Here is a 26,804-nt window from a genome sequence, read left to right as displayed (position 1 = left end):
AGAAATAAATATTAAGTGGAGTCACTTTTATGGCTAACAAGAAAGTCGCCGTCGCCGTATTGGCGGTTACCGTCATTACGCTGGGATTATTAATCAATAAATTCCTTATTAAAGAGACACAGCAGAATACCAACGACGCCTATATTCGCGCCGATATCTCGCGTATTTCTCCGCAGATTGCCGGTGAAATTGCGCAGGTGTTGGTCAGGGACAATCAGTGGGTCAAACAGGGGGAGTTGCTGGCGGTGATCGACCCGCGTGAATTCAACGTTGCCCTAGCGCAGGCGACGGCGCAGGAGCAATCGGCCCGCGCCCGGCAGGACGACGCCAGGGCTAACCTCACCCGCCAGAGCGCGCTGATCGCCGCCGCGCTGGCGGAGCGGCAGGCGGCGCAGGCGGAGCTGGCGTTTGCACGCCAGGAGCAGAACCGCTACCAGAGAATGGCCAGCAGCGGCGCGGGTTCGCAGCAGGCGGCGCAGCAGGCGACAACGCGGGTGCACACGCTTTCCGCCAATGTGGCGCAGGCGGAGGCGACGCTCAAAGCGGCGCGAAACATGGAGCAGGTGCTACAAGCCAAGCTGGCGGACAGCGATGCCGAGCTGATGTTGGCGCAGGCGAAGAAAGCGATGGCTGAACTGAACCTGTCTTATACCCGCATCACCGCGCCGATCGGCGGCGTGGTCGGCAAGAAAAGCCTGCGGGTCGGGGAGTTCGTCAAACCGGGCGATGCGCTGCTGGCCATCGTGCCGCAGGACAAGCTGTATATCATCGCCAACTACCAGGAAACCCAGCTGGAAAAAATTGCGCACGGGCAGTCGGTAGACATCCATATCGATACCTTTCCCGGCCAAACGCTGAAAGGGCAGGTGGACAGCATTGCGCCGGCTTCCGGCGTCAGCTTCGCGGCCGTGGCGCCGGAGAACGCCACCGGCAACTTCACCAAGATCGTTCAGCGCATCCCGGTGAAGATTGTTTTTGATATCAATAAAGAGCATGCCGCCTTGCTGAGCGCCCTGCGCGTCGGCATGTCCGCGGACGTCAGCATCAATACGCTGGACGGAGGCGTGCAATGAACAGGGCCGTGATCCCGCTGCTGTTGATGGCGCTGAGCGGCTGCCGGGCGGTAGGGCCGGACTACGCTCGGCCGCAGAACGCGCTGCCCGAGAGCTGGGGTGAGCAGGCCGGCGGCGGGGCGCTGCCGGTGGCCTGGTGGTCGATATTCAACGATGCGTCGCTGACGCAGCTGGTGCAGCGCGCGGCGGCCGGCAACCTGGATCTGCAGCTCGCCACGGCGCGCATGCAGCAAAGCCGCGCACTGCTGGGCGTGACCGAGGCGGCGCTGATGCCGGATCTGAGCCTGGACGGCGCCTATCACCGCCAGCGTGCCACCTCGGTGGGCAGCATGGATCCGTCCGGCAACGGCGGAGAGGCGGATTACAACTTCTGGCGCGGCGGATTCAGCGCCACCTGGGAGCTGGACATGTGGGGCAAGCTGCGTCGCGCATCGGAAAGCGCGCGCGCCGGCTTCGCCGCTTCGCAGGAGAATCGGCGCGCGCTGCTGACGTCGGTGACGGCGGAGGTGGCGAGCGACTATCTGCGTCTGCGTGCCACGCAGCAGCAGCTGGCGGTGGCGCAGGAAAACCGCGCCACGGCGCTGCGCACGCTGCAGCTGACGCAAAGCCGTTATCAAAGCGGCGCAGGCAACGAACTGGATATCGATCAGGCGCAGGTGCAGTTGGCGCAGGTAGATGCCCTGCTGCCGACGCTGTTCGATCGACAGGAACGCTTGATCAACGCCATCAGCCTGCTGTTGGGCGAGCGGCCGGGCGCGCTGAAAGCTAGGTTGTCGCCGACGGGGCCGCTGCCGGTGCTGGCGCGCGCGGTGCCGATGGGCGTGCCGTCGGATCTGGCGCTGCGCAGGCCGGATATTCGCGAAGCAGCGGAGCGTTTGCATCAGGCGACCGCCGAGATTGGCGTCGCCACCGCCGACTACTATCCGCGCATCACGCTGACCGGCAACGCGGGCTACCAGGCATTGGCGCTGGCGGATATGGGCAACTGGTCCACGCATACCTTCGCCATCGGCCCCGCCCTGTATCTGCCGCTGTTCGACAGGGGAAAAATCACCCAGCGGGTGCGCCTGAGCGAATACCGGCAGCAGGAAATGGCCATCGCCTATCAGCAAACGGTGCTGCGCGCTTGGCATGAGATCGACGACGCGCTTTCCGGTTACCGCGCCCAGCAGCGCCGCCAGACGCATCTGGCCGAGGCGCTGGCCGCCAACCGACACGCGTTTGCGCTGGCGCGCGACAGCTATCTGAACGGCGCCAGCGATTTTATCCACGTTCTGAGCACGCAGCGCGCGCTGCTGGATCTGCAGTCCGCGCAAATTGTTTCACAGGAGGAGACGGCGATCGCCGTGGTGAATATCTATCGAGCGCTGGGCGGCGGCTGGGAACACACCTACCCGTCTGCGGCGCCACAGGAGAAGGCTGATGCACAACACGCTGAATAAGATTGTCGACGAGATGCTGGAAAGGGATACCCGCCGTAAACGCGAGGCCAGGGTGAGCGCCGTGCGGCAAGTCACCGCCCGGATCCGCCGCATCACGTTGAGCGGCGACGATGTGGATAAGTTTATCGCCGACCCGCGCGCGCAGGAGCCGGCCAGTTGGATCAAGGTGTTCTTCCCGTGGCGCGACACGCTGGCCGGGCGGGCCTATACCCTGAGCGGCATCGACAAACTCGCCCGCACCTTCGATATCGATATGGTGCTGCACGGCGAAGGCCCAGCGTCGAACTGGGCGCGCGACGCGATGCCGGGCGACAAGCTGGGGTTCGCCGGCCCTTGCTCCGGCGGCTTCCGGCTGTTGCCGCAAACTCGCTGGCTACTGTTGCTGGGCGATGAGACCGCGCTGCCCGCCATGCGCACTATCCTCGCCTCGCTGTCTACCCCGCTGCCGGTGCTGTGGTTCGCCGAAGTGGGCGATGCGCAGGAGATTCAGGATGTCGATTGCTCCTTTTTGCAGATGAACAGCTGGCAAATACGCACCCGGCATTTCGACAGCGTGATGAACAGCCCGCTGGTGCAGGCCGTCAGCCACTGCGAACTGCCGGCCGGGGAAGGGCAGGTGTGGCTGGCCTGCGAACACCAGGTCGCCGCGTATCTGAAGGCGCGTTTTATCAACGAAATGGGCATCTCCCGCGCCGCCTTGTTTGCCAAAGGTTATTGGAAAAAGGGCGAAGCTAATTTCAAGGGCGCGATGTAACTCGGGAGAATGAGGATGGTTATGATTGAGAGAGTGTTATTGGCGGTGGACTGCTTTGAACACAGCGGCAACGCGCTGGATTTTATGGCGCGTCTGCAAGGCAGCATCGGCGGCGTGATCGTACTGACGGTGGTCGACAATGCCTTCACGCTCAGCCGCAGCGGCCTGCGCTTCGACAGCGACGAGCGCGAAGAATATCCCGCCGCCCAGCGCGAAGAGGCGCTGGCGGAAAAGCAGGTCGGGCAGGTGACGCGGGCGTTGAAACAGATGGGCTTCAACGCCCAGGGCCTGGTGGCTGCGGGGGCGCCCATCGAGGTGATCCCGGACCAGATGGCTTTGTTCAACTGCGATTTGCTGATCATCTCGCACCGCCACCTGTCTTCGTTGGGGCGCTGGCTGAACGCCTCCGTCACGCGCGGCCTGCTGGATGAGATTGGCCAACCGGTCTTGGTGATCCCGCGCTAAGCTATGGGTAAGGGCAGCCGCATGCGGCGGCGCGCGTTCGGCGACGAAGGCCGTACATACCGGAGGTCAACATGCGAAGTCTGGAAGATCAACTTGCCGCTTATGCCGCCTATCACCGCGATGCGCGCAATATTGCCACGCATTTTATCGGCATCCCGCTGATCGTCGTCAGCCTGCTGGCGCTGCTTTCCCGGCCGGCTTGGGGCACGGGAGGGCTGCCGTTTTCGCCGGCCTGCGCGGTGGTTATTGTCGCGGCCCTCTATTACCTGCGGCTGAGCCTGCGCCTTGGCGCCATGATGCTGGCGTTGCTGCTGCTGTGCCTCGGGTTCGGCGCCTGGGTGGCGTCGCTGTCGACGGCGGCGTGGCTGAGCGTCGGCATCGGCGGCTTCGTTATCGGCTGGCTGTTTCAGTTTGTCGGGCATTTCTGGGAGGGGAGAAAACCGGCGTTTATGGACGATGTGACGGGCCTTATCATCGGCCCGCTGTTCGTGCTGGCGGAAGCCTGCTTCCTGGCCGGCGGGCTGCGTGAACTGCAGCGGAACATCGAAATGCGCTCGGGCAAAGTGCGTAGCGGGAGGGCATGAGGTGGGCTTGATTCCTACGGTGACGGCCTTTCCGCTGCAGCAGGCTTTTATCCCGCTGCTGGAGGCGCTGACGACAGGGCTACCGCGCCAATTCCCGACGCTCATCCACAGCATTTACCTCTACGGCAGCGTCGCGCGCGGCGAAGCCATTCCCGGCGTGTCCGATCTGGACATCACGCTGTTGCTCATCAAGCCGGCCGATAGCGAGGCGTTGCAGCGCCTTGAGGCGTGGCGGCAGGCTTTTCAGCTGGAGCAGCGGATCGTGAGCAAGGTCGACTTTGACATCGGCAGCGTCGAGGAGGCGTTGAACCCCGAGCATTGCCATTCCTGGGGATTTTGGCTGAAGCATCACTGCCGCTGCCTGTGGGGCGAAGACGTGTCCGCCGCTTTTCCGCTGTTTCGGCCCGATCGGCGCATCGCGCTGGCGGTCAATGCCGATTTACGGCCCGTGTTGGTGCGTTATCGGGAGCAGCTACTGCTGCAGGCAAGCCCGGTGCCGGATGAGAAGCGCTTAAAGCGCGAAGCGGCCAGAAAGCTGATCCGCGCCACCAACATGCTGCGCGCCGAGGGCAGCGCATTCTGGCCGACAACGTTAACCGACTATGCCGAACAGCTGCTGGCGCGCTATCCGGCACAGCAGGCTGACATGACGTACTTGCTGGCTCATGCGGTTGGCGAGGCGAACGACGCTGCCTTTGCCGACCGGATGATGGATTTTCTTGCGTGGATGGAAGGGCAGCGGTAGGGCGGCTGCCATGCGTGATCACACCGGATGACGGATGCCCCCTCCCGCCGCACTTTTAACAAATTTGCAAAAGTCTTTTAGCCTCCCGCCTGCTTATCTTTGTTGTGATCAATGTCATACTTTCGGCATCTTAACTGTTCCCGCGCTTCGGCAGCGGTAAACCGGAGTTGTTGCATGAAAGTGAATTATCCCTTGTTAGCGCTGGCGGTGGGGGCGTTCGGCATCGGCACCACCGAATTCTCTCCCATGGGCTTGCTGCCGACCATCGCCAAAGGGGTGGACGTCTCCATTCCGATGGCCGGCATGTTGATCAGCGCCTACGCCGTTGGCGTGATGGTCGGCGCACCGCTGATGACGCTGCTGCTCTCGCACCGGGCGCGCAGAAGCGCGCTGATCTTCCTGATGGCGATCTTTACCCTGGGTAACGTGCTGTCGGCCATTGCGCCTGACTACACCACCCTGATGCTGTCGCGCATCATCACCAGCCTGAACCACGGCGCTTTCTTTGGTCTCGGTTCCGTGGTGGCCGCCAGCGTGGTGCCGAAGGAGAAACAGGCCAGCGCCGTGGCGACCATGTTTATGGGGTTGACCATCGCCAATATCGGCGGGGTGCCTGCTGCGACCTGGCTGGGTGAAACCATCGGCTGGCGCATGTCGTTCCTGGCCACCGCAGGGTTGGGGGTGATCGCCATGTTGGGGCTGTGGTTCTCGTTGCCGAAAGGCAGCGCCGGCGCGCGCCCGGATGTGAAACGCGAACTGTCGGTATTGGTACGCCCGCAGGTGCTGTCCGCCTTGCTGACGACCGTGCTGGGCGCGGGCGCGATGTTCACGCTCTATACCTATATCTCGCCGGTATTGCAGCAAATCACCGATGCGACGCCGCTGTTCGTGACGTCCATGCTGGTGTTGATCGGCGTCGGTTTCTCCATCGGCAACTACCTGGGCGGCAAATTCGCCGACCGTTCCGAGAGCGCGACGCTGAAGGGCTTCTTGCTGCTGTTGGTGGTTATTATGCTGGTGATCCCGTTCCTGGCGCGCAGTGAAATCGGCGCGGCAGTCAGCATGGTGATTTGGGGGGCGGCGACCTTTGCCGTGGTGCCGCCACTGCAGATGCGCGTGATGCGCGTCGCCAGCGAAGCACCGGGCCTGTCGTCCTCGGTCAACATCGGTGCCTTTAACCTGGGCAATGCGCTGGGCGCCGCCGCCGGTGGTGCGGTGGTCTCCGCCGGGCTGGGATACAGCTTCGTGCCGGTGATGGGCGCAATTATTGCCGGATTGGCGTTGCTGCTGGTGCTGTTCACCCACCGTCAGGCCGAAAAAGTGGCCTACGCCAGCAACTAAGTTGTACCTGCACGGCGGAACTCTCCGCCGTGCAGATTTTTAGCGTAAGTATTCGGGCGAAGGATCGTCTCTATTTATGTACTGTAATAGGGGCTTAGCCGCTATCATTACCCATGTATATGCATGGTGGCCGCTTGCACGGCCCCTCTGGGATAATGAAAGACCTGCCTAAGGAAAGATCCACATGAGAAATATCTTCTTCTTCGACGCGATGCTCACGCCAAAAATCATCACCGCCGTTTACTGGCTGGCGCTGTTGGGTGTGTTGATCAGCGGCATCGGCATGATGTTCTACGGCGAGTTCTTCCGCGGCCTGTTCGGCATCATCGTCGGCGGCGTGTTCGTGCGTGTGGCGTTCGAGATGATCATCATCGCGTTTAAAAATAACGAATACCTGCGCAAGATCGCCGAAAAACCGTAATGCTGCCCCAACGCCGGGTTCCTCCCGGCGTTGTTTCTCTTTCCGCCCAGGCTATTCAAAGCCGAGCAGGCTGAACGCATCGTCCTGCGGGGTGTAACCCAGCAGGCGACGGGTCTCTTCCAGCGATAAACGTTTGTAGCGGTTGTTGGAAACCCCGTGCACCACCGCATATTGCACCCCTTCGACACGAATGCAACGCTCCAACAGATCGGCGGCGTCGCGATGGCTGAGAAAAGCGCTCATGTCGCGGGCGCTAAGCTGTTCGCCCCGGCTCAGGGTGGTGAAGTTGGCGATGCGCACCGACAGGGCGGAAAGCCCTTCCTGATGGGCGAAATAGGCGGCGATGCCTTCGCCGAAGGCTTTGCTGGCGCCGTACAGGTTTTTCGGTTTCGGCGCGTCGTCCGGGCGGATTTGGTAATCGAGCGGATAGCCTTCCACCGCCTGCGCGCTGCTGGCGAACACCACCCGGCGGCAGCCGGCGTCTTTCGCCGCGCGGAAGATATTGAAGGTGCCGAGAATGTTGTTGTCCATCAACGAGCTGCAGAAGTCGGCGTCGGGGGAGGGGTCGGCCGCCAGGTGCAGCACGGTGTCGATATTGGCGCAAGCCGCGCGGCAGGCGTCGAGATCGGCGATGTTGAAGCTGATGACTTCGTCGCCGGGCTGCAGATCGCGCAGCAGGCTGATGTCGCGTTCCGCCAGGCGCAGCGCGTAGCGGTCGCCCATCGCCTGACGAAACGCCGTGGCTACCCGGCCGCCGGCGCCGGTGATCAAAATCCGTCCTACATCAGTACGCAACACCATGGTGACTGCCATCCCTACTCTCGATTAAGCGTTGACCAGTAATAATCCCCCGCGTGACTTTTGTCCAGTGTTTATATTAGTCATTCTGATGCTTTATGCCGGCAATGGGCATGTTTTGCCGAGCGTTTCGACCAGGAAATTCATCACCGCGCGCACGGCAGCGGTGCGCGCTAAATCGGGATACGTCACCAGCCAAAGCTCGCGCGTTGGCGCGGCGTTGGCCGTGGGCAACGCGACCAGATCCGGATCGCCATCGGCGACGAACGTCGGCAAAACGGCAGCACCTAGCCCCGAACGCGCCGCTTGCTGCAGTGAAAACAGATCGCTGGCCTGAAAGACCACCGGACGGCCCTGCAACAGCTGTTGCAGCCATTGCTGATGCGGCTGCTGCCGATAGTGATGGTCATAGGCGAGAAAGCGGCGCGCCGCGTCGGGCAGTGCGGCGTGCTCCGGTGCGGCATACAGCGCGTAGCGCATCATGCCGATGCGCTGCGTCAACAGCTCCGGTTGCTGTGGGCGCACCATGCGCACGGCGATGTCGGCTTCACCGCGATCCAGCTCGGCGAGCGCCGATTCACCCGCCAGCGTGACGACGATTTGCGGGAAAGCCTGGTTAAATGCGGCGATGCGCGGCGCGAGAATATGCGCGGCGATCGACGGCGGCGCACTGATGCGCACGCCGGCCTGTGGCGTTGCGCCGGCGCTGCGCGCATGGCGGGCGATAGCCTGACTTTGCTCCTCGATCTCCGCCGCCAGCCCGGCAATCGCCTGCCCGTCCTGGGTCAAGGGCGTGCTGCGCGGCAGACGCACGATCAAACGCAGGCCGAGCGCCTGTTCCAGCGCCGCTACGCGTCGCCCGACGGTGGCGTGATCGCAACCCAGCTCCCGCGCTGCCGCCGACAACGAACCGGTACGCGCCAGCGCCATGAAGTGTTTTAAATCCTGCCAGTCAAACATCGGTGAATTCCTGCACATTGATGATGAGATTTTAGGGAATATTCACACGAATAACGGTGTGATTCAATGTGTGAACGTTTCCTTTTAAATTGAATTATTCAATTAGGGTTTCTTATGAATTTGCAACTGCAGCAACGCACGGCATTGGTCACGGGCGCCAGTGAAGGGATCGGTGCCGGCATGGTCAGAGTATTGGCCGCTCAAGGGGTCACGGTGGTGGCTACCGCACGACGCGGTGAGCGGCTGCAGGCGCTGGCGGATGAGGTAGAACGGCAAGGGGCGGTGCGCCCGTGGGTAGCCGTTGCAGACGTGACCGACCCTGAGGCGATAGCCCAGTTGGCGGTGCAGGCGCTGCGTCAGGTGGGGACAATCGATATCCTGATCAACGCGGTCGGCGCGTTTCACCCCACAACGCTGAACGACAGCGATCGCAGCTGGGATGACGCCTTTGCTTTGAATTTCACACCGGCCCGGCGGTTGACCCAGGCGCTGTTGCCGGCCATGCAGGCGCAAGGCTGGGGCCGGGTGATCAACATCAGCGGCTCGATGGAGCCGCGCAGCCTGAGCGCCGCCAGCGCCGCCAAGGGCGCGCTGCATCTGTGGGCCAAAGGATTGGCCGGCGACGTGGCTGCGCAGGGGATTACCGTCAATACGCTACAGCCGGGGCGCATCAACAGTGAACAGATCCGCGAGCGCTTATACGCTTGCGATGAAGCACGCCAGGCGTTCATTGCGCAACATATCCCGATTGGCTACTTCGGCGAACCGGAAGATATGGCCTATCTGGCGGCGTTTCTTTGTTCCCCGCTCGCGCGATATATCACCGGCGCGGTGATCCCGGTAGATGGTGGCATGCATTATTTCGCGCATTGAGGCCGTTTTGCCCCCGCGATCACAGTTCGGCAATTTGCCGATGCAAAGGCTTGCCCCGGTAAAATCCGCGGTGTTAACGTCATAGCTCAACCGATTTAGGGTTGTTACTGCTGCGGCAGGCAAAACCTAAACCTCGCGTTTCTGTTCCCCGATAGGGCAGAGGCCGCGAGGTTTAGGTTTTTTTTTGCGCCGAATTCCGCCTCAGCGCCAGGCCAGTGCGGGGGGGGGGGGAGCGGCAGAACGCGAAGTCTAAGGATAACCGTATGAAATATGACACATTAGCCAGTGAGATTTTGGCCGGCGTCGGTGGCCGCGACAATGTGAAAAGCCTGGTGCACTGCGCCACCCGCCTGCGTTTCAAGCTGCGTGACGACACTCGCGCCAACGCGGCAGCGCTGAAGAAAAACCCCGGCGTCATCATGGTGGTGGAGAGCGGCGGCCAGTTCCAGGTGGTGGTGGGCAACCACGTGGCGGAGGTGTTCGACGCGGTCAACCGGGTCGGCGGATTGGCCGAGGGCGCGCCGAGCGACGACGCGGGCGGTAAAAAAGACAGCTTGCTCAGCCGCTTTATCGATCTGGTGTCCGGCATTTTTACCCCGCTGCTCGGGGTGATGGCCGCTTCGGGGATCCTGAAAGGCTTCCTGGCGCTGAGCCTGGCCTGCGGCTGGCTGCTGGAGAGCGGCGGCACCTTCAAAATGCTGTTCGCCGCCAGCGACTCGCTGTTCTACTTCTTCCCGATCATGCTCGGCTACACCGCCGGGAAAAAATTCGGCGGTAACCCGTTTGTCACCATGGCGATCGGCGGCGCGTTGACGCATCCGCTGATGATGGCGGCGTTCGAAGCGGCGCAGCAGCCGGGGGCGGTGCGCGAATATTTCTTCGGCATTCCGCTGACCTTCATCAACTACAGTTCGTCGGTGATCCCGATCATCTTCGCGGCCTGGGTATCCTGCCGCCTGGAGCCGTTGTTTAATCGGGTGATCCACAGCGCGCTGCGCAATTTCATCACGCCGCTGCTGTGCCTGGCGATCACCGTGCCGTTGACCTTCCTGCTGATCGGCCCGGCGGCGACCTGGCTCAGCCACCTGCTGGCCAACGGCTATCAGAGCATTTACGCCTTTAACCCGATCATCGCCGGCGCCTTTATGGGGGCGATGTGGCAGGTGTGCGTGATCTTCGGCCTGCATTGGGGATTGGTGCCGTTGATGATCAATAACCTGAGCGTGCTGGGGCGCGACACCATGGTGCCGCTGCTGCTGCCGGCGGTAATGGGGCAGGTCGGCGCCACGCTGGGCGTGATGCTGCGCACCCGCGACGCCAAGCTGCGGGCGCTGTCCGCTTCGGCCATCGGCGCCGGGATTTTCGGCATCACCGAACCGGCGGTGTACGGCGTCACCCTGCCGAACAAGCGCCCGTTCATTTTCGGCTGCATCGGCGGCGCGCTGGGCGGTGCGGTGATCGGCTACTTCCATACCTCGGTCTACTCGTTCGGCCTGGTGAGCGTATTCACCTTCGCGCAGATCATCCCCGGCGGCGGCATCGACGCCACGGTATGGGGCGCGATCGGCGGCACCCTGCTGTCGTTCGTGTTCGCCGCGCTGGCCAGCTATCTGTTCGGCGTCGCACCGGCGGAAGAGACGGTGCAGCCTGAAGCCGCCGCGCCGCTAAACCGCAAACAGGCCATCCTCAGCCCGATCGCCGGCGACATCGTGCCGCTGGATCAGGTGAACGACGCGACCTTCGCCAGCGGCCTGCTGGGGAAAGGGGTGGCGATTGCGCCGCAGCAGGGGCGCGTGGTGGCGCCGGTCAGCGGCAGCGTGGCGTCGCTGTTCAAGACCAAACACGCCATCGGTATTGAATCGGACGACGGTGCGGAGATTCTCATCCACGTCGGCATCGATACCGTGAAGCTGGACGGGGCGCATTTCACCGCCCACGTGCGGGAAGGCGAGCGGGTCGCCCCGGGCGATCTGCTGATCGAGTTCGACCAGGCGGCGATCCATGCCGCCGGCTATGACACCACCACGCCGATCATCATCAGCAACAGCGATGACTACGTGGACGTGTTGACCAGCGGCCTGTCTCCGGTGCAGGAACAGGCGCCGCTGCTGACTTTATTACGTTAATTGAGGAGCAAGCGATGAACGGCAAGTTTCCGCAACATTTTCTGTGGGGCGGCGCGGTAGCGGCGAACCAGGTAGAAGGCGCGTATCAGGCCGACGGCAAGGGGCTGTCGACCTCCGATCTGCAGCCGCAGGGCATCTTCGGCGCCATTACGCCGCGCATGGCGGGCGACAGCGGCATCAAGGACGTGGCGATCGATTTCTATCATCGTTATCCGGAGGACATCGCGCTGTTCGCCGAAATGGGCTTCAAGTGCCTGCGCACCTCGATCGCCTGGACGCGCATTTTTCCACAGGGCGACGAAGAGACGCCGAACGAAGCCGGGCTGGCGTTTTACGATCGGTTATTCGACGAGATGGCGAAGTACGGCATTCAGCCGCTGATCACGCTGTCGCACTATGAGATGCCTTACGGCCTGGTGAAGCACTACGGCGGCTGGGGCGATCGGCGCACCATCGATTTCTTCGAGCGCTATGCGCGCACCGTGTTCGAACGCTATAAGCACAAGGTCAAACATTGGCTGACCTTCAATGAGATCAACATGTCGCTGCATGCGCCCTTCACCGGCGTCGGCCTGCCGCAGGAAAGCGACAAGAGCGCCGTCTATCAGGCGATCCACCATCAGCTGGTGGCCAGCGCCAGAGCGGTGAAGGCCTGCCACGAGATCGTGCCGGAGGGCAAAATCGGCAACATGTTGCTGGGCGGCATTCTGTATCCGCTGAGCTGCAAGCCGGAAGATCTGCTGGAAACCCAGCGGCAAAACCGCGACTGGCTGTTCTTCGGCGATGTGCAGGCGCGCGGCTATTATCCGGCCTATATGCAGCGCTTTTTCCGTGAAAACGGCATCCAGGTGGCGATCACCGAGGAAGATCGGCAAACGCTGCGCGAAACCATCGATTTCATCTCGTTCAGCTACTACATGAGCGGCTGCGTCACCGCCGACCCGGAGCAGTTCGAGACGGCGCGCGGCAACATTCTCGATATGGTGCCGAACCCGCACCTGGCCAGCTCGGAGTGGGGGTGGCAAATCGATCCGATCGGGCTGCGCTACCTGCTCAACGTGCTGTATGACCGCTATCAGAAGCCGCTGTTCATCGTTGAGAACGGGCTGGGCGCCAAAGACCGCGTCGAGGCGGACGGCAGTATCAACGACGACTACCGCATCAACTACCTCAATGACCATCTGGTGCAGGTGGCGGAAGCCATCGACGACGGCGTCGAGGTGATGGGCTACACCAGCTGGGGGCCGATCGATTTGGTCAGCGCCTCGAAGGCCGAAATGTCGAAGCGCTACGGCTTCATTCACGTCGACAGAGACGATGCTGGCAACGGTAGCCTCGAGCGCCGCCGCAAGAAAAGTTTCTACTGGTATCGCGATGTGATCCACAGCAACGGCGCCAGCCTGAAAGACCGGCGCTAATCTCTAAGCCCGGCGGCAAGCGCCGGGCGTTAACCTAACGTTATTCGCTGCTGTTCATGATGGGAAATTCTCTCCCAGGGAATGCTGTTGCCCGCAGTCAGCCGTTATGCGGAGAAATATAATAATGATGAAAAGCTTATTACCTCGTTCCATGACTCTGGCGGCGCTGGCGCTGTGGTGCAGCCAGGCGCAGGCGGAAATGCTGCAAACCGGCAAGGACGTCGAAGCCCCTACCGTCAAATGGGAAGGGGTGGCGCTCGGCTTTGAGCCGCCGCAGCCCGGGCTGTTGGGGGATATGCTGGGGATCAGGCCGATCCTGGAGGATCACGGTTTCCACTATAATCTCGGCTACCTCAGCCAGCTGTCGTATAACGCCGGCGGCGGTTACAACCACGATAAACAGGCGTCGTACATCGACCAATTCTCGCTGACCTTCAGTCAGGATCTGCAGGCGCTGACCGGCATTCCGGACGCGGCGATCGAAGGCAATATCGTCAACCGCAACCATGACAATAACCTGACCCGCGATCGCTTGCAGGACTCGCGCGTCGGCCTGACCGATCTGTCGCAGGAGAGCTTTGGCGGGCAGTCGATTACCCGCCTGGGCTGGCTGACCTTCAGCCGTTCCTTCCTCGAGCAGCGGCTGCAGTGGCGCATCGGCATGATGAACAAGGTGCAGGATTTCGATCAGATCATCCCCTGCGATTTTCAGACGCTGACGCTGTGCGGCGGCAAGTCTGCCAACTCGTTGACCTGGTACAACTGGAACGTGCATTACTGGGGCACCACGCTGCAATACAAGCTGACCGATGGCCTGACGCTCAAGGGCGGGGTGATGGAGCAGAACCCGAGCGCCCCCAGCCGCAGCCACGCCTGGAGTTGGTCCACCAAGGGCAGCAAAGGCTTCCTGTTGCCGATGGAGCTGGAGCTGAAAACCCACGCCGTCAACCAGCTGCCGGGGGTGTATAACCTGGGTGTGCTGTTCACCAACGCGCGCCAGCGCGATCTTTATGAAGGGGTGTCCGGCGGGCCGGGCGCCAGCGATCCGCAGGGTTATCGCAACCACGATCGCACCTGGTTCCTGTATACCGGTTTTAACCAGCAGGTGACGCGCCATGCGGATGACGTCAACCGCGGCCTGAGCGTGTTCTACAGCCTGGGCCTGGGGGATCAGCGCAGCAACTACCTGCACTGGTCTACCTCGACCGGCATTCGCTATCGCGGGCTGTTCGATGCGCGGCCGGACGACTGGCTGGGGCTCGGTGTCTCGGTGGTGAAACTGAGCGACCGCTACAAAGACAATCAGCGGTATCTCAACCAGATGAGCGGCATCAGCGATTATCACGATCCGAACTACCGGCCGGTACCGGGCCACTCGGTGACGGCGGAGCTGTATTACCGCGTTAACGTCACGCCGTGGCTACAGCTGCAGCCGGGCCTGCAGTATTGGCATCACCCGGCGGGCGTCAGTGAGACGCAGGACGCCTGGGTGACGGCGTTGAAAACGGTGGTGACCTTCTGATCAGGCCGCGTCGCTCTCGCGGTAGCGCCGGCGGGCGTGTTCGAACCAGCTGGCCGGAACGTTGTGCGGTGGCTGCTGCAACCTGAGCAGCCCCTGTTCAACGATATGGCTGGCCTGGCGCCACAGCGTCGGGTCGCCTTCGGTCAGTACCTCCAACAGGCGCTGTTTCTCGATCAGGTAGGTCTGGGCGAAGTGGCTGTCGTAGTCCAGCAGCGAGCGGGTGTTGTCGATCAGATCCGCCAGCTTGATGGTTTTGGCCTGCGGCGACGCGCCGGCGCTGTGGCGCCGATCGCGGTTTTTACGTTCGAAGCGGTTGCCGTCCTCGGCGTGGCTGACGTTGGTCAACATCCGCACCAGCTCCGCCACCTTCGGCCCGAAATGGCTGTCGATATCGCCGAGGGTGGTGGGCGTGTCTTCCACCGTATCATGCAGCCAGGCGGCCGCCAGCATCTCTTCGGTGTGCGGCACGCTGCGCACCAGCTCCATCACCGCCTGCGGGTGGACGATGTACGGATCGTCGGTGTATTTGCGGCGCTGATCGATGGCCGCATGCGCCTTGGTGGCGTAGCGGCGCGCGCGTTCTACAAGCGTATTCGTCATTTCCTTTCCCTCCGAGCATCCTCTGCATAAAAAAGGTAGCATACCTCACAAGAAATAGCTTGCGATTACATCGTGCACTATCTATATTCATACACATGAAAAGCACCGAGACCGAACAACCCAAGGCGAAGAACCTGCTGCAGCTCGATCAGCAGCTCTGTTTCGCGCTGTACTCCGCCAATCTGGCGTTGCACAAAGTCTACCGCAAACTGTTGAGTCAGCTCGAACTCACCTACCCGCAATACCTGGTGATGATGGTGCTGTGGGAGCGCGATCGGGTGACGGTATCGGATATCGGCGAGCGGCTGTTCCTCGATTCCGCCACGTTGACGCCGCTGCTGAAGCGGCTGGAAACCGCCGGTTTGCTGGTGCGCTATCGCGCCACCACCGACGAGCGGCAGGTGATCATCGCCCTGACCGAAGCCGGCCGCGCGCTGCGCGAGCGGGCTCAATCGGTGCCCGAGGCGGTGATGTGCGCCACCGACTGCAGCCTGGACGAGATCGTCTCGCTCAAACAGCAGCTGGAAAAGCTGCGCGGCAGCCTGATCGATCAGATTTGACCCGCCGCCGCCGGACGCAAGAACGGCGCGGGTGGTCTACACTGGTTAATAAGTGTTAAATATAAGTAGTGCGCGATTTAATCGCAAAAGATAAATATGTGACCGGCTTTACCTCGTGGAAGCCGTAGTCATCTCGCCAACCAGCAAGAAGGAATGAACGATGTCTATTGAGAAAGTGGTTTACCGCGCTCACGCCACCGCAACCGGCGGCCGCGACGGCCGTGCGACCTCCTCCGACGGCGTGTTGGACGTGAAACTGGGCGTGCCGAAAGAGATGGGCGGCGCCGGCGGCGAAGTCACCAACCCCGAGCAGCTGTTCGCCGCCGGTTACTCCGCCTGTTTCCTCGGCGCGTTGAAGTTTGTCGCGGCGAAGGAAAAGGTCAAAATCCCGGCCGAAGCCAAGATCGACGGCACCGTCGGCATCGGTGAGATCCCCAACGGCTTCGGCATCGAAGTGCAGCTGGATATCTCGCTGCCGGGCATCGAGCGCAGCGTGGCGGAAGATCTGGTGAAAAAGGCGCACGTGGTGTGCCCATACTCCAACGCCACCCGTGGAAATATCGATGTGACTCTGAACGTTAAGTAAGATTTTTGCCGATATCTGGAAAAAATGGAGGGTTTGTCCCTCCATTTTCTTGTGTGCCCTGCCTGAAAATCGCTCAAAAAAACGGTAAATTTTGTCCTTTTTGTGAGAATTCTCTTGATTATTACCCGCAAAATAACGCTTATTGCCGGTTGGCTGAACCAGAAGCCGCAATCAGTGTCTGACTGAGTCAGAACCGCTACACCGTCCCCGGAGCCACCGCGTTACATGAACAAAGTTAAATCGCTATCACAGCAGAATTTATCGTTATTGTTAGCGATCTATATCGGCATCTTTCTAAACCTGTCCGTTTTCTATCGCCGTTTTGATTCGTTGGCGCATGGCATTCAGGGAATTAAGCTGATTTCGGCGGTGACGGAAGTCATCGCTATCGTCCTGTTCACATTCTTCATCATGCGGCTGGTATCGCTCGGCGGCCGGCTGTTTTATCGCATCGTCGCCTCGCTGCTGGTGTTGATTTCGGTGGCTGCCAGCTACTACATGACGTTTTTTAACGTGGTGATCGGCTACGGCATCGTGGTGTCGGTGATGACTACCGATATCGATCTGTCGAAAGAGGTGGTCGGCCTGCACTTCGTGCTGTGGATGGTGGCGCTCAGCGCCTTGCCGCTGCTGCTGATCTGGAAAAACAGCCTGCGCTACACCCTGATTGAACAGCTGAAAACCCCCGGTCATCGCATCAAGCCGCTGCTGGTGTTGCTGGCGGTGGTGGCGCTGGTCTGGCTGCCGCTGCGCATGTTGGACGACGAGCAGAGCGTGCAGGAGAAGCTCGCCAACGTCGATCTGCCGAGCTACGGCGGCGTGGTAGCGCACTCGTATCTGCCGTCCAACTGGCTGTCGGCGCTGGGGCTGTTTGCCTATACCCGCTATGACGAAAGCCAGGACCAGAGCACGATGTTCGATCCGGGCAAACACTTCACCTATGTACCGCCGGCGGATATCGACGATACCTACGTGGTGTTCATCATCGGCGAGACCACGCGCTGGGATCACATGGGCATGCTGGGCTATGAGCGCGATACCACGCCGCGGCTGTCGAAAGAGAAGAACCTGGTGGCGTTTCGCGGTGAGTCGTGCGACACCGCCACCAAGCTGTCGCTGCGCTGCATGTTTGTGCGCGAAGGCGGCACCGAGGATAATCCGCAGCGCACGCTGAAAGAGCAGAACGTGTTCGCGGTGCTGAAGGATCTGGGCTTCTCTTCCGAGCTGTTCGCCATGCAGAGCGAGGTGTGGTTCTACAACAACACCGAGGTGAACAACTATTCGTTCCGCGAGATGATCGCGTCCGAGAAGCGCAACGACGGCAAGGCGGTCGACGATATGCTGCTGGTGAACGAGATGAAGGAGTCGCTGGCGCGTTATCCGAAGGGCAAACACCTGGTGATCCTGCATACCAAAGGCTCGCACTACCTGTACTCGCAGCGTTATCCGCGCAGCTATGCGCGCTATCAGCCGGAGTGCATGGGGGTGGACGACTCTTGCACCAAGGCGCAGCTGATCAACGCGTTCGACAATACGGTGCTGTACACCGACAGCTTTATCAGTAATGTGATCGACCAGGTGCGCGACAAGAAGGCCATCGTGTTCTATGCCGCCGATCACGGCGAATCGATCGGCGAGAATACGCACCTGCACGGCACGCCGCGCGAAATGGCGCCGCCGGAGCAGTTCCGCGTGCCGATGATCGTATGGGCGTCGGACAAGTTCCTCGAGAACCCGCAGCACCTCAGCGCCTTTGAGCAACTGCAGGCGCAGCAGCGCATCGGCAAAACGCATCGCCACGTCGAGCTGTTCGACACCATCCTCGGCTGCCTCGGCTACACCTCGCCGAACGGCGGCATCGTGGATAAAAACAACTGGTGCCATCTCCCGCAGAATAAAACGGCGCCTGCCCGCCTGTAATCCCGCCCGCCGGGTGCCTTGCGCACCCGGTAATTTCCGCCAATACATTCTCTTCATCAATTATTCCGGTGTGTGCATACGGTATACTTGCGCACTTCCCCTTCTAACCGGAGATTTCCATGACCCTGCGCGTGGCGTTTATCGACGATCATGACATTGTGCGTTCGGGCTTTGTGCAGCTGCTGTCGCTGGAGGCCGATATTCAGGTGGTGGGCGAGTTCAGCAGCGCGGCGCAGGCGCGCGCCGGCCTACCGGGGCTGGAGGCGGAAATCTGCATTTGCGACATTTCGATGCCGGACGGCAGCGGGCTGGATCTGCTGGCAGACATTCCTTCCGGCATTCGCGTGGTGATGCTGTCGATGCACGATAACCCGGCGCTGGTGGAAATGGCGCTGGATCGCGGCGCCAGCGGCTTCCTCTCCAAGCGCTGCAAGCCGGAAGATCTGATCACCGCGGTGCGCACCGTCGCCGGCGGCGGTGTCTATTTGATGCCGGAAATCGCCCAGCAGCTGGCGCGGGTGAGGGTCGATCCGCTGACCCGCCGCGAGCGTGAGATCGCGCTGCTGCTGGCGCAGGGCCAGGAAGTGCGCGAGATCGCCGCCGCACTGGGGCTGTCGCCGAAGACGGTGCATGTGCATCGCGCCAACCTGTTCGCCAAGCTGGGCATCACCAACAACGTCGAACTGGCCAGACGGATGCTGAACCTGTGACGCAGCGCCTGATCACCCAGCTGGCGCTGTTTTTCATCTACGCCGCCAGCGCGTTTTGCCTGTGGGGCATCGGCACCGCGCTGATCGACCCGCCCTGGCAGGCGCTGCTGCTGTTCCCGTTCGGCCTGCGCATGGGCATTTTGCTGCAGAGCCCGTACCGTTTCTGGCCGGGGATCCTGCTGGCCGATCTGTTGCTGATGGCGCTGCTGGCGGACCAGTTCGGTTACGGCCCGGCGCTGTGGGCGTCGGTGGCGGTGCTGGTGTTGACGGTGTTGCTCAGCCTGCTGGCCTCGCCGTGGCTGTTGCGCCATCAACAGAGCGACAGCGAATGGCGTTGGCCGCTGTTGCAGGGCGCGGTGGTGGTGGCCGCCGCCTTGCTGCAGGCGTTGGTGTGGCAGCTGGTGAGCGGCGAAGGCGCCCGTGCGCTGCTGCTCGGCCTGACCGGCGGTTTCACCATCGCGCCGACCTGCCTGCTGTTGTGGCACTATCTGGCGCGCCAAATCTGGGTGCCGCTGGAGCCGGGGCTAATCCACAAGCCGGTGGAGCTGCGCCTCGGCCACCTGGCCAGCTATCTGCTGCTGTTTGCATTCAGCATCTGGCTGCAGCAGCAGGTGAACGCCGCCGAGCTGCGGCGTTTCGCGCCTTTCTGCCTGGCCATTCCTATCGTGTTCATGTCTTATCGCTACGGCTGGCAGGGCGCGCTGTTGGCGACGCTGCTCAACGGCGTGGCGCTGATGGTCAACGAGCCGCCGCAGCCGGAGTCGCACCGCGATCTGCTGCTGTCGCTGCTGGCCCAAAGCCTGACCGGGCTGCTGCTGGGCGCCGGCATTCAGCGCCAGCGCGAGCTGAATCAGCAGCTGCGGCTGCGGCTGGCGGAGAACCGGCAGCTGGCGCGGGCGCTGGTGACGGCGGAGGAGCAAACCCGGCGCGAGGTGGCGCGCGAGCTGCACGATGAGGTGGGGCAGACCATCACCGTGATTCGTACCCAGGCCAGCATCGTCAAACGCCTGGCGCCGGAGCCGGCGGTGATCGGCTGCGCCGACACCATCGATGCGTTGGCGCTGCGGGTCTACGACGGGGTGCACGACGTGCTGACCCAACTGTGGCCGGCGGCGCTGAACAACCTGCCGCTGTCGGCGGCGGTGGCGGCGATGCTGCGGGAGTCGCTGCCGCAGGACGCGTCGCTGGTGAGCAGCCTGCAATGGCAGGTGCCGGACGAGCTGCTGGATGAAACGCTGAAGATCACGCTGTACCGGGTGTGTCAGGAAGGGGTGACCAATGTGTGCCGGCACGCCGGCGCCAGCCGCCTGGAGCTGGACGCGCGCCTGCAGCCGCGCAAAGGCGCCGCGCCGCTGATCGCCCTGACCATCCGCGACAACGGCGTGGGCTTCGATGCGGACAACCATCAGCCGGGGTACGGCCTGCGGGGCATGCAGGAGCGCATCAGCGCCCTCGGCGGCAGCCTGCGGTTCACCGCTGAACGGGGCGCCTGTTTGAGTGTGATCTTGCCCACAGTTTCACCGGCGCAAGCGCAAAACTAGGAAAAACTCCTAACCGCGTCGGGAATCTGGCGTAAGCCTCCCGCGCGCGCGGGGAGCATCATAGCGGCACTTTATTCAATCCTCTGAGGTTCCACATGTGGTCTTTCCTTAAAAGCCGCTCGGACGCGCCGCAGGTCACCGATCAACGGCAGATCGACGCCAGCTACAAATACTGGCGCATCCAGCTGATGTGCACCATGTACATCGGCTACGCCGCGTTTTACTTCACGCGCAAAAGCTTCAACTTCATCATGCCGGCGATGCTGAGCGATCTGGGCCTGACGATGTCCGACGTCGGCATCCTCGGCACGCTGTTCTACATCACCTACGGCTGCTCGAAATTCATTTCCGGCATGATCAGCGATCGCTCCAACCCGCGTTACTTTATGGGGCTGGGTCTGATCATGACCGGGGTGCTGAATATCTTCTTCGGCCTCAGCTCGTCGCTGCTGATGCTGGGCACGCTGTGGATCCTCAACGCCTTCTTCCAGGGCTGGGGCTGGCCGCCGTGCTCGAAAATCCTCACCAGCTGGTATTCGCGCTCCGAGCGCGGCAGCTGGTGGGCGATCTGGAACACCTCGCACAACGTTGGTGGGGCGCTGATCCCGCTGCTGGTGGGCTTTATCTCGCTGCACTTCAGCTGGCGTTACGGCATGATCATTCCCGGTATCATCGGCGTGGTGCTTGGCCTGCTGATGTGCTGGCGCCTGCGCGACAAGCCATCCACCCTGGGGCTGCCGAGCGTCGGCAAATGGCGTAACGACGCCATGGAGCTGGTGCAGGAATCGGAAGGCCAGGGGCTGAGCAACCGCGAGATCATCAAACGCTACGTGCTGACCAACAAGTACATCTGGCTGCTGGCGGTTTCTTACGTGCTGGTGTATATCGTGCGCACCGCGATCAACGACTGGGGCAACCTCTATCTGACGCAGGAAAAGGGCTATTCGCTGATGACCGCCAACTCAGCCATCTCGCTGTTTGAAGTGGGCGGTTTTATCGGTTCACTGGTAGCCGGTTGGGGTTCCGATAAGCTGTTCCGCGGCAACCGCGGCCCGATGAACCTGATCTTCGCCATCGGTATCTTCCTGTCGGTGGCGGCGCTGTGGCTGATGCCGGGCGTGACCTACCTGCTGCAGGCCTGCTGCTTCTTCGCCATCGGCTTCTTCATCTTTGGCCCGCAGATGCTGATCGGCATGGCGGCGGCGGAGTGCTCGCACAAGGATGCGGCGGGCGCGGCGACCGGTTTCGTCGGCCTGTTCGCCTACCTGGGCGCGGCGCTGTCCGGCTACCCGATTGCACGGGTGATGGAGATTTGGCATTGGAACGGCTTCTTCGTGGTGATTTCCATCGCCGCTTGCCTGTCAGCGCTGTTCCTGCTGCCGTTCCTGCGTGCGCAGACGCCGGCGCTGAAACCGGCCAACGCCTGAGTAAAATGCGCTGCGCAGCCCCGGCGCAGCGCATTATGGCGCTTTTATCATCACTTGAAATGCAGGGGCAAAAAAGTGATTGACGCCTATAACCGCCAGCAGTAAGATGCGCCCCGCATCGGCGAGTAGCGCAGCTTGGTAGCGCAACTGGTTTGGGACCAGTGGGTCGGAGGTTCGAATCCTCTCTCGCCGACCACCATTCGAAAAACCTGCTTTTTAAAGCAGGTTTTTTTTTCGCCTGCAGTTTATGAGGATGAGCACCTCCGCAGGAGGTTCGAGCCTCGCGAAGCGAGACAACGTTGCTTTAGCAACGGCCCGCAGGGCGCGCATCAAAGATGCGCGTAATCCTCTCTCGCCGACCACCATTCGAAAAACCTGCTTTTTAAAGCAGGTTTTTTTTCGCCTGCAGTTTATGAGGATGAGCACCTCCGCAGGAGGTTCGAGCCTCGCGAAGCGAGACAACGTTGCTTTAGCAACGGCCCGCAGGGCGCGCATCAAAGATGCGTGTAATCCTCTCTCGCCGACCACCATTCGAAAAACCTGCTTTTTAAAGCAGGTTTTTTTTCGCCTGCAGTTTATGAGGATGAGTACCTCCTCGCTACGACCGGCTTCGCTTTATGGCGTGCCTCAATCTGCCGTCCTCGTGAAATATATTTATCCTTTACGCTTAATTAATTCACATTCCTTATTCCCATTAGGTTCTTATTTTCATGTTTAAATAAATTCATGCTTGCCAAATAAAACCCGATTGATAGCGCTCTTGTTTTCACGTTTTTTTTACCTATAGTCTAAATGGACAACGCGGGAACTCTTATTCCCGTCGCGTGGGAAATACCGTGATTATTTATTAACGTTAATCTTCGTGGATTATTGCGGAATTTTTTCGCTTCGGCAATGCGTAGCGACGATTAACTCTTTTATGTTTATCCTCTCGGAATAAAGGAATCAGTTATGCGCAAATTTAATAAACCGCTGTTGGCGCTGTTGATCGGCAGTACGCTGTGTTCCGCGGCGCAGGCCGCCGCGCCGGGCAAGCCGACCATAGCCTGGGGCAACACCAAGTTCGCCATTGTCGAAGTCGATCAGGCGGCCACCGCTTATAATAATCTGGTGAAGGTAAAAAATGCCGCCGACGTTTCTGTCTCCTGGAATTTATGGAATGGCGACACCGGCACGACGGCAAAAATTTTATTAAATGGCAAAGAGGCGTGGAGCGGCCCTTCAACCGGTTCTTCCGGTACGGCGAATTTTAAAGTGAATAAAGGCGGCCGTTATCAAATGCAGGTGGCACTGTGTAATGCCGACGGCTGCACCGCCAGCGACGCCACCGAAATTGTGGTGGCCGATACCGACGGTAGCCATTTGGCGCCGTTGAAAGAGCCGCTGCTGGAAAAGAACAAACCTTATAAACAAAACTCCGGCAAAGTCGTCGGTTCTTATTTCGTCGAGTGGGGCGTTTACGGGCGCAATTTCACCGTCGACAAGATCCCGGCGCAAAACCTGACCCACCTGCTGTACGGCTTTATCCCGATCTGCGGCGGCAACGGCATCAACGACAGCCTGAAAGAGATCGAAGGCAGTTTCCAGGCGTTGCAGCGCTCCTGTCAGGGCCGGGAGGACTTCAAAGTCTCGATCCACGATCCGTTCGCCGCGCTGCAAAAAGCGCAGAAGGGCGTCACCGCCTGGGATGACCCCTACAAGGGCAACTTCGGCCAGCTGATGGCGCTGAAGCAGGCGCGTCCTGACCTGAAAATTCTGCCGTCGATCGGCGGCTGGACGTTGTCCGACCCGTTCTTCTTCATGGGTGACAAGGTGAAGCGCGATCGCTTCGTCGGCTCGGTGAAAGAGTTCCTGCAGACCTGGAAGTTCTTCGACGGTGTGGATATCGACTGGGAGTTCCCGGGCGGCAAAGGCGCTAACCCTAACCTGGGCAGCTCGCAAGACGGGGAAACCTATGTGCTGCTGATGAAAGAGCTGCGGGCGATGCTGGATCAGCTGTCGGCGGAAACCGGCCGCAAGTATGAGCTAACCTCCGCCATCAGCGCCGGCAAGGACAAGATCGACAAGGTGGCTTACAACGTCGCACAGAACTCGATGGATCACATCTTCCTGATGAGCTACGACTTCTACGGCGCCTTCGATCTGAAGAACCTGGGGCATCAGAGCGCGCTGAATGCGCCTGCCTGGAAACCGGACACTGCCTATACGACGGTGAACGGCGTCAATGCGCTGCTGGCGCAGGGCGTCAAGCCGGGCAAGATCGTGGTCGGCACCGCCATGTATGGCCGCGGCTGGACCGGGGTGAACGGCTACCAGAACAATATTCCGTTCACCGGTACCGCCACCGGGCCGGTAAAAGGCACCTGGGAGAACGGCATCGTGGACTACCGCCAAATCGCCAGCCAGTTCATGAGCGGCGAGTGGCAGTATACCTACGACGCCACGGCGGAAGCGCCTTACGTGTTCAAGCCTTCCACCGGCGATCTGATCACCTTCGACGATGCCCGCTCGGTGCAGGCCAAAGGCCAGTACGTGTTGGATAAGCAGTTGGGTGGCCTGTTCTCCTGGGAGATCGACGCGGACAACGGCGATATTCTCAACAGCATGAACGCCAGCCTGGGCAACAGCGCCGGCGTTCAATAATCGGTTGCAGTGCGTTGCCGGGGGATATCCTTTCGCCCCCGGCTTTTTCACCGCCGAAAGTTTTTTTACGCCGCACAGATTGTGGGCCTGCCCGGTGCAAAACGCGCTCATCGGACTCACCCTTTTGGGTAATTCCTCAGCATTTCCTCCTGTCTTTAACGGCGATCACAAAAATAACCGTTCAGATATTCATCATTCAGCAACAAAGTTTTGGGGTTTTTTAACGGAGTTAAAAACCAGTAAGTTTGTGAGGGTCAGACCAATGCGCTAAAAATGACCGCTTAGCATAAATTTTCATGCTGGAACTGTTAACAAAAGGTTTTTTTTATGTTTGTTTGCTGTTTCTCACAGTCTGCGTAAATCCCCACTGGTTATATTGACGACACCCCAAACAGTTGGCAACTTGATAGCCTCAGGGGTAAGAGCGAGAGTTGTTTGAGTGAATTCCACGCGCTCAGACGTCCCCGCCGCGATGCGTTCCATCCGGCATTCTCTCCTCGTACGCCTTCTGCCTTCGGGCGCCGATCGCACAGGCCACGCAATAAAAAATACAGGTCTGGCGGCAATTACACACATCACATCACACAATGGAGCACTAACGATGACACGTTCCTTGGGTAAATCGGGGATTCTGAAATTCGGTATTGGGCTGATCGCGCTGACCGTGGCGGCCAGCGTACAGGCCAAGACGTTGGTTTACTGTTCTGAAGGTTCCCCGGAAGGGTTCAACCCGCAGCTGTTCACCTCCGGCACCACCTACGACGCCAGCTCGGTACCGATCTACAACCGCCTGGTCGAATTCAAAATCGGCACCACCGAACTGCAGCCGGGCCTGGCTGAGAAGTGGGACGTCAGCGAAGACGGCAAAACCTACACCTTCCACCTGCGCAAAGGCGTGAAGTGGCAGAGCAATAAAGACTTCAAACCGACGCGTGATTTCAACGCCGACGACGTGGTGTTCTCCTTTGAACGCCAGTTGGATGCGAACAACGCCTATCACAAAGTGTCCGGTGGCAGTTACGAATACTTTGAAGGCATGGACATGCCTAAGCTGATCGCCAAGATCGAAAAAGTGGACGACAACACCGTGCGCTTCGTGCTGAACCGGCCGGAAGCGCCGTTCCTGGCTGACCTGGGCATGGACTTCGCGTCCATCCTGTCCGCAGAATACGCTGACGTGATGATGAAAGCCGGCACGCCGGAAAAAGTCGACCTGAACCCGATCGGCACCGGGCCGTTCCAGCTGCTGCAATACCAGAAAGACTCCAAGATCCTGTACAAGGCGTTCGACGGTTTCTGGGGCACCAAGCCGAAGATCGATCGCCTGGTGTTCTCCATCACGCCTGACGCCTCCGTGCGTTACGCCAAACTGCAGAAAAACGAGTGCCAGGTGATGCCGTACCCGAACCCGGCCGATATCGCCCGCATGAAACAAGACAAGTCCATCAACCTGATGGAACAGCCGGGCCTGAACGTGGGTTACCTGTCGTTCAACGTCGAGAAAAAGCCGCTGGATAACCTGAAAGTGCGCCAGGCGTTGACCATGGCGGTCAACAAGCAGGCGATCATCGATGCGGTTTATCAGGGCGCGGGCCAGGCGGCCAAGAACCTGATCCCGCCGACCATGTGGGGCTATAACGACGCGGTGCAGGATTACGCTTACGATCCGGCCAAGGCGAAAGCACTGTTGAAAGAAGCGGGCATGGCCGACGGTTTCAGCATCGACCTGTGGGCGATGCCGGTACAGCGTCCTTACAACCCGAACGCGCGCCGCATGGCGGAAATGATCCAGGCCGACTGGGCCAAGATCGGCGTGAAAGCCAAAATCGTGACCTATGAGTGGGGTGAATACCTCAAGCGCGCCAAAGCGGGCGAGCACCAGACGGTGATGATGGGCTGGACCGGCGACAACGGGGATCCGGATAACTTCTTCGCCACGCTGTTCAGCTGTGCAGCGGCGAAAGACGGCTCCAACTACTCCCGCTGGTGCTACAAGCCGTTTGAAGATCTGATTCAACCGGCGCGCGCCGAATCCAACCACGACAAGCGCATCGAACTGTACAAACAGGCGCAGGTGGTGATGCACGATCAGGCTCCGGCGCTGATTGTCGCACACTCCACCGTGTACGAGCCTGTGCGTAAGGAAGTGAAAGGCTACGTCGTGGATCCGCTCGGTAAGCATCACTTCGAGAATGTCTCTGTAGACTGATTTCGACCGCTTTACCGGAGACGCACGAATGGACTTGCAGGGGCGCAACAGGTTTGCGCCCCTGCTGACCAGTCTCCGGCGTATGG

General features: G+C 60.6%; 23 protein-coding genes, 1 tRNA gene and 2 other RNA genes. 23 read left to right on the top strand and 3 right to left on the bottom strand.

The features are described 5' to 3' along the window. Window positions 1-29 precede the first annotated feature (29 nt). The 8 genes from ACJ8QI_RS19685 to ACJ8QI_RS19650 all read left to right on the top strand — a co-directional run bounded on the left by ACJ8QI_RS19685 (window position 30) and on the right by ACJ8QI_RS19650 (window position 6,825). A complete protein-coding gene (locus ACJ8QI_RS19685) occupies window positions 30-1,073 on the top strand; it encodes an HlyD family secretion protein (RefSeq protein ID WP_060424277.1) in 1,044 nt (347 codons plus the stop codon). Further along, window positions 1,070-2,515, top strand: a complete 1,446-nt coding sequence (locus ACJ8QI_RS19680) for an efflux transporter outer membrane subunit (RefSeq protein WP_442532963.1) — start codon at window positions 1,070-1,072, stop codon at window positions 2,513-2,515. The genes ACJ8QI_RS19685 and ACJ8QI_RS19680 overlap by 4 nt, the downstream gene beginning before the upstream one ends. Beyond that, window positions 2,496-3,269: a siderophore-interacting protein gene (locus ACJ8QI_RS19675; RefSeq protein WP_060423466.1), complete on the top strand. Its 774-nt coding sequence runs from the start codon at window positions 2,496-2,498 to the stop codon at window positions 3,267-3,269. The genes ACJ8QI_RS19680 and ACJ8QI_RS19675 overlap by 20 nt, the downstream gene beginning before the upstream one ends. Window positions 3,270-3,290: 21 nt before the next feature. Beyond that, window positions 3,291-3,734, top strand: coding sequence for a universal stress protein (locus ACJ8QI_RS19670; protein WP_442532962.1), 444 nt, complete (start codon window positions 3,291-3,293; stop codon window positions 3,732-3,734). A 71-nt stretch (window positions 3,735-3,805) separates the two neighbouring features. After that, window positions 3,806-4,318: an Mpo1 family 2-hydroxy fatty acid dioxygenase gene (locus ACJ8QI_RS19665; RefSeq protein WP_442532961.1), complete on the top strand. Its 513-nt coding sequence runs from the start codon at window positions 3,806-3,808 to the stop codon at window positions 4,316-4,318. A 1-nt stretch (window position 4,319) separates the two neighbouring features. Beyond that, complete coding sequence (locus tag ACJ8QI_RS19660) at window positions 4,320-5,063, top strand: nucleotidyltransferase domain-containing protein (protein WP_149571864.1); 744 nt, start codon at window positions 4,320-4,322, stop codon at window positions 5,061-5,063. A gap of 174 nt (window positions 5,064-5,237) precedes the next feature. Further along, window positions 5,238-6,404, top strand: a complete 1,167-nt coding sequence (locus tag ACJ8QI_RS19655) for an MFS transporter (RefSeq protein WP_442532960.1) — start codon at window positions 5,238-5,240, stop codon at window positions 6,402-6,404. A 184-nt stretch (window positions 6,405-6,588) separates the two neighbouring features. After that, on the top strand, window positions 6,589-6,825 hold the full coding sequence (locus ACJ8QI_RS19650) for a DUF4282 domain-containing protein (RefSeq protein ID WP_019452598.1): 237 nt from the start codon (window positions 6,589-6,591) through the stop codon (window positions 6,823-6,825). 51 nt (window positions 6,826-6,876) lie between these two features. Here the strand turns inward: ACJ8QI_RS19650 and ACJ8QI_RS19645 are convergent, their stop codons facing one another. Continuing rightward, window positions 6,877-7,626: an NAD-dependent epimerase/dehydratase family protein gene (locus ACJ8QI_RS19645; RefSeq protein WP_141973057.1), complete on the bottom strand. Its 750-nt coding sequence runs from the start codon at window positions 7,624-7,626 to the stop codon at window positions 6,877-6,879. Window positions 7,627-7,719: 93 nt separating this feature from the next. Continuing rightward, entirely contained in the window at window positions 7,720-8,583 is an 864-nt protein-coding gene (locus ACJ8QI_RS19640) for a LysR family transcriptional regulator (protein ID WP_288399891.1), read from the bottom strand. Between the two features lie 114 nt (window positions 8,584-8,697). Between ACJ8QI_RS19640 and ACJ8QI_RS19635 the strand changes: the two genes are divergently transcribed. From ACJ8QI_RS19635 to ACJ8QI_RS19620, 4 genes are all read left to right on the top strand, one after another. Continuing rightward, window positions 8,698-9,456, top strand: coding sequence for an SDR family NAD(P)-dependent oxidoreductase (locus tag ACJ8QI_RS19635; RefSeq protein WP_442532959.1), 759 nt, complete (start codon window positions 8,698-8,700; stop codon window positions 9,454-9,456). 263 nt (window positions 9,457-9,719) lie between these two features. Next, the gene (gene bglF / locus ACJ8QI_RS19630; RefSeq protein ID WP_141971745.1) at window positions 9,720-11,582 is read left to right on the top strand and encodes a PTS beta-glucoside transporter subunit IIABC; all 1,863 of its coding nucleotides are present in this window, start codon (window positions 9,720-9,722) and stop codon (window positions 11,580-11,582) included. Between the two features lie 14 nt (window positions 11,583-11,596). Continuing rightward, a complete protein-coding gene (locus tag ACJ8QI_RS19625; protein WP_442532958.1) occupies window positions 11,597-13,000 on the top strand; it encodes a glycoside hydrolase family 1 protein in 1,404 nt (467 codons plus the stop codon). Window positions 13,001-13,199: 199 nt separating this feature from the next. After that, complete coding sequence (locus ACJ8QI_RS19620; RefSeq protein ID WP_442532986.1) at window positions 13,200-14,522, top strand: carbohydrate porin; 1,323 nt, start codon at window positions 13,200-13,202, stop codon at window positions 14,520-14,522. Here ACJ8QI_RS19620 and ACJ8QI_RS19615 read toward each other — a convergent pair whose 3' ends face one another. After that, window positions 14,523-15,122: an HD domain-containing protein gene (locus ACJ8QI_RS19615; RefSeq protein WP_025304829.1), complete on the bottom strand. Its 600-nt coding sequence runs from the start codon at window positions 15,120-15,122 to the stop codon at window positions 14,523-14,525. Window positions 15,123-15,217: 95 nt separating this feature from the next. Here ACJ8QI_RS19615 and ACJ8QI_RS19610 point away from each other — a divergent pair, with 95 nt between their 5' ends. The 11 genes from ACJ8QI_RS19610 (at window position 15,218) to dppA (ending at window position 26,718) form a co-directional block, all read left to right on the top strand. Beyond that, window positions 15,218-15,682, top strand: a complete 465-nt coding sequence (locus ACJ8QI_RS19610; RefSeq protein WP_049202597.1) for a MarR family winged helix-turn-helix transcriptional regulator — start codon at window positions 15,218-15,220, stop codon at window positions 15,680-15,682. 160 nt (window positions 15,683-15,842) lie between these two features. Continuing rightward, window positions 15,843-16,268, top strand: a complete 426-nt coding sequence (locus ACJ8QI_RS19605; protein ID WP_004934114.1) for an organic hydroperoxide resistance protein — start codon at window positions 15,843-15,845, stop codon at window positions 16,266-16,268. A 225-nt stretch (window positions 16,269-16,493) separates the two neighbouring features. Next, complete coding sequence (eptB, locus tag ACJ8QI_RS19600) at window positions 16,494-18,188, top strand: kdo(2)-lipid A phosphoethanolamine 7''-transferase (RefSeq protein WP_141971741.1); 1,695 nt, start codon at window positions 16,494-16,496, stop codon at window positions 18,186-18,188. A 119-nt stretch (window positions 18,189-18,307) separates the two neighbouring features. Then, window positions 18,308-18,898, top strand: coding sequence for a transcriptional regulator UhpA (gene uhpA / locus ACJ8QI_RS19595; protein ID WP_141971739.1), 591 nt, complete (start codon window positions 18,308-18,310; stop codon window positions 18,896-18,898). Further along, a complete protein-coding gene (gene uhpB, locus ACJ8QI_RS19590) occupies window positions 18,895-20,439 on the top strand; it encodes a signal transduction histidine-protein kinase/phosphatase UhpB (RefSeq protein ID WP_141971737.1) in 1,545 nt (514 codons plus the stop codon). Before uhpA ends, uhpB begins: the two co-directional genes overlap by 4 nt. 95 nt (window positions 20,440-20,534) lie before the next feature. Further along, window positions 20,535-21,866, top strand: a complete 1,332-nt coding sequence (locus ACJ8QI_RS19585; protein WP_089181519.1) for an MFS transporter — start codon at window positions 20,535-20,537, stop codon at window positions 21,864-21,866. A 119-nt stretch (window positions 21,867-21,985) separates the two neighbouring features. Continuing rightward, window positions 21,986-22,062, top strand: a tRNA-Pro gene (locus ACJ8QI_RS19580). Between the two features lie 37 nt (window positions 22,063-22,099). Next, window positions 22,100-22,228, top strand: a non-coding RNA gene (locus tag ACJ8QI_RS19575) — RtT sRNA. Window positions 22,229-22,264: 36 nt separating this feature from the next. Next, a non-coding RNA gene (locus tag ACJ8QI_RS19570) (RtT sRNA) lies at window positions 22,265-22,393 on the top strand. Window positions 22,394-22,817: 424 nt separating this feature from the next. Continuing rightward, window positions 22,818-24,509, top strand: coding sequence for a glycosyl hydrolase family 18 protein (locus ACJ8QI_RS19565; RefSeq protein ID WP_442532957.1), 1,692 nt, complete (start codon window positions 22,818-22,820; stop codon window positions 24,507-24,509). 601 nt (window positions 24,510-25,110) lie between these two features. Beyond that, complete coding sequence (gene dppA, locus ACJ8QI_RS19560; RefSeq protein ID WP_107227504.1) at window positions 25,111-26,718, top strand: dipeptide ABC transporter periplasmic-binding protein DppA; 1,608 nt, start codon at window positions 25,111-25,113, stop codon at window positions 26,716-26,718. The last annotated feature ends 86 nt before the right edge of the window (window positions 26,719-26,804 follow it).

This window comes from Serratia sp. CY84636 (assembly GCF_052166245.1).
In the GTDB taxonomy this organism is placed as follows: Bacteria; Pseudomonadota; Gammaproteobacteria; order Enterobacterales; family Enterobacteriaceae; genus Serratia; species Serratia nevei.
Note: the sequence above shows the minus strand (reverse complement) of the source record. Positions and strands in the feature narration are given on the sequence as shown.

Bases quoted from the DNA above. Each gene is read 5' to 3' on its own strand.
- ACJ8QI_RS19665 (WP_442532961.1), top strand. From the start codon at position 3,806: ATGCGAAGTCTGGAAGATCAACTTGCCGCTTATGCCGCCTATCACCGC.
- uhpA (WP_141971739.1), top strand. From the start codon at position 18,308: ATGACCCTGCGCGTGGCGTTTATCGACGATCATGACATTGTGCGTTCG.
- ACJ8QI_RS19605 (WP_004934114.1), top strand. From the start codon at position 15,843: ATGTCTATTGAGAAAGTGGTTTACCGCGCTCACGCCACCGCAACCGGC.
- ACJ8QI_RS19680 (WP_442532963.1), top strand. From the start codon at position 1,070: ATGAACAGGGCCGTGATCCCGCTGCTGTTGATGGCGCTGAGCGGCTGC.
- ACJ8QI_RS19645 (WP_141973057.1), bottom strand. From the start codon at position 7,626: ATGGTGTTGCGTACTGATGTAGGACGGATTTTGATCACCGGCGCCGGC.
- ACJ8QI_RS19635 (WP_442532959.1), top strand. From the start codon at position 8,698: ATGAATTTGCAACTGCAGCAACGCACGGCATTGGTCACGGGCGCCAGT.
- ACJ8QI_RS19565 (WP_442532957.1), top strand. From the start codon at position 22,818: ATGCGCAAATTTAATAAACCGCTGTTGGCGCTGTTGATCGGCAGTACG.
- ACJ8QI_RS19610 (WP_049202597.1), top strand. From the start codon at position 15,218: ATGAAAAGCACCGAGACCGAACAACCCAAGGCGAAGAACCTGCTGCAG.
- ACJ8QI_RS19620 (WP_442532986.1), top strand. From the start codon at position 13,200: ATGCTGCAAACCGGCAAGGACGTCGAAGCCCCTACCGTCAAATGGGAA.
- dppA (WP_107227504.1), top strand. From the start codon at position 25,111: ATGACACGTTCCTTGGGTAAATCGGGGATTCTGAAATTCGGTATTGGG.
- ACJ8QI_RS19650 (WP_019452598.1), top strand. From the start codon at position 6,589: ATGAGAAATATCTTCTTCTTCGACGCGATGCTCACGCCAAAAATCATC.
- ACJ8QI_RS19675 (WP_060423466.1), top strand. From the start codon at position 2,496: ATGCACAACACGCTGAATAAGATTGTCGACGAGATGCTGGAAAGGGAT.
- ACJ8QI_RS19640 (WP_288399891.1), bottom strand. From the start codon at position 8,583: ATGTTTGACTGGCAGGATTTAAAACACTTCATGGCGCTGGCGCGTACC.
- ACJ8QI_RS19615 (WP_025304829.1), bottom strand. From the start codon at position 15,122: ATGACGAATACGCTTGTAGAACGCGCGCGCCGCTACGCCACCAAGGCG.
- ACJ8QI_RS19625 (WP_442532958.1), top strand. From the start codon at position 11,597: ATGAACGGCAAGTTTCCGCAACATTTTCTGTGGGGCGGCGCGGTAGCG.
- eptB (WP_141971741.1), top strand. From the start codon at position 16,494: ATGAACAAAGTTAAATCGCTATCACAGCAGAATTTATCGTTATTGTTA.
- bglF (WP_141971745.1), top strand. From the start codon at position 9,720: ATGAAATATGACACATTAGCCAGTGAGATTTTGGCCGGCGTCGGTGGC.
- ACJ8QI_RS19670 (WP_442532962.1), top strand. From the start codon at position 3,291: ATGATTGAGAGAGTGTTATTGGCGGTGGACTGCTTTGAACACAGCGGC.
- ACJ8QI_RS19655 (WP_442532960.1), top strand. From the start codon at position 5,238: ATGAAAGTGAATTATCCCTTGTTAGCGCTGGCGGTGGGGGCGTTCGGC.
- ACJ8QI_RS19685 (WP_060424277.1), top strand. From the start codon at position 30: ATGGCTAACAAGAAAGTCGCCGTCGCCGTATTGGCGGTTACCGTCATT.
- ACJ8QI_RS19585 (WP_089181519.1), top strand. From the start codon at position 20,535: ATGTGGTCTTTCCTTAAAAGCCGCTCGGACGCGCCGCAGGTCACCGAT.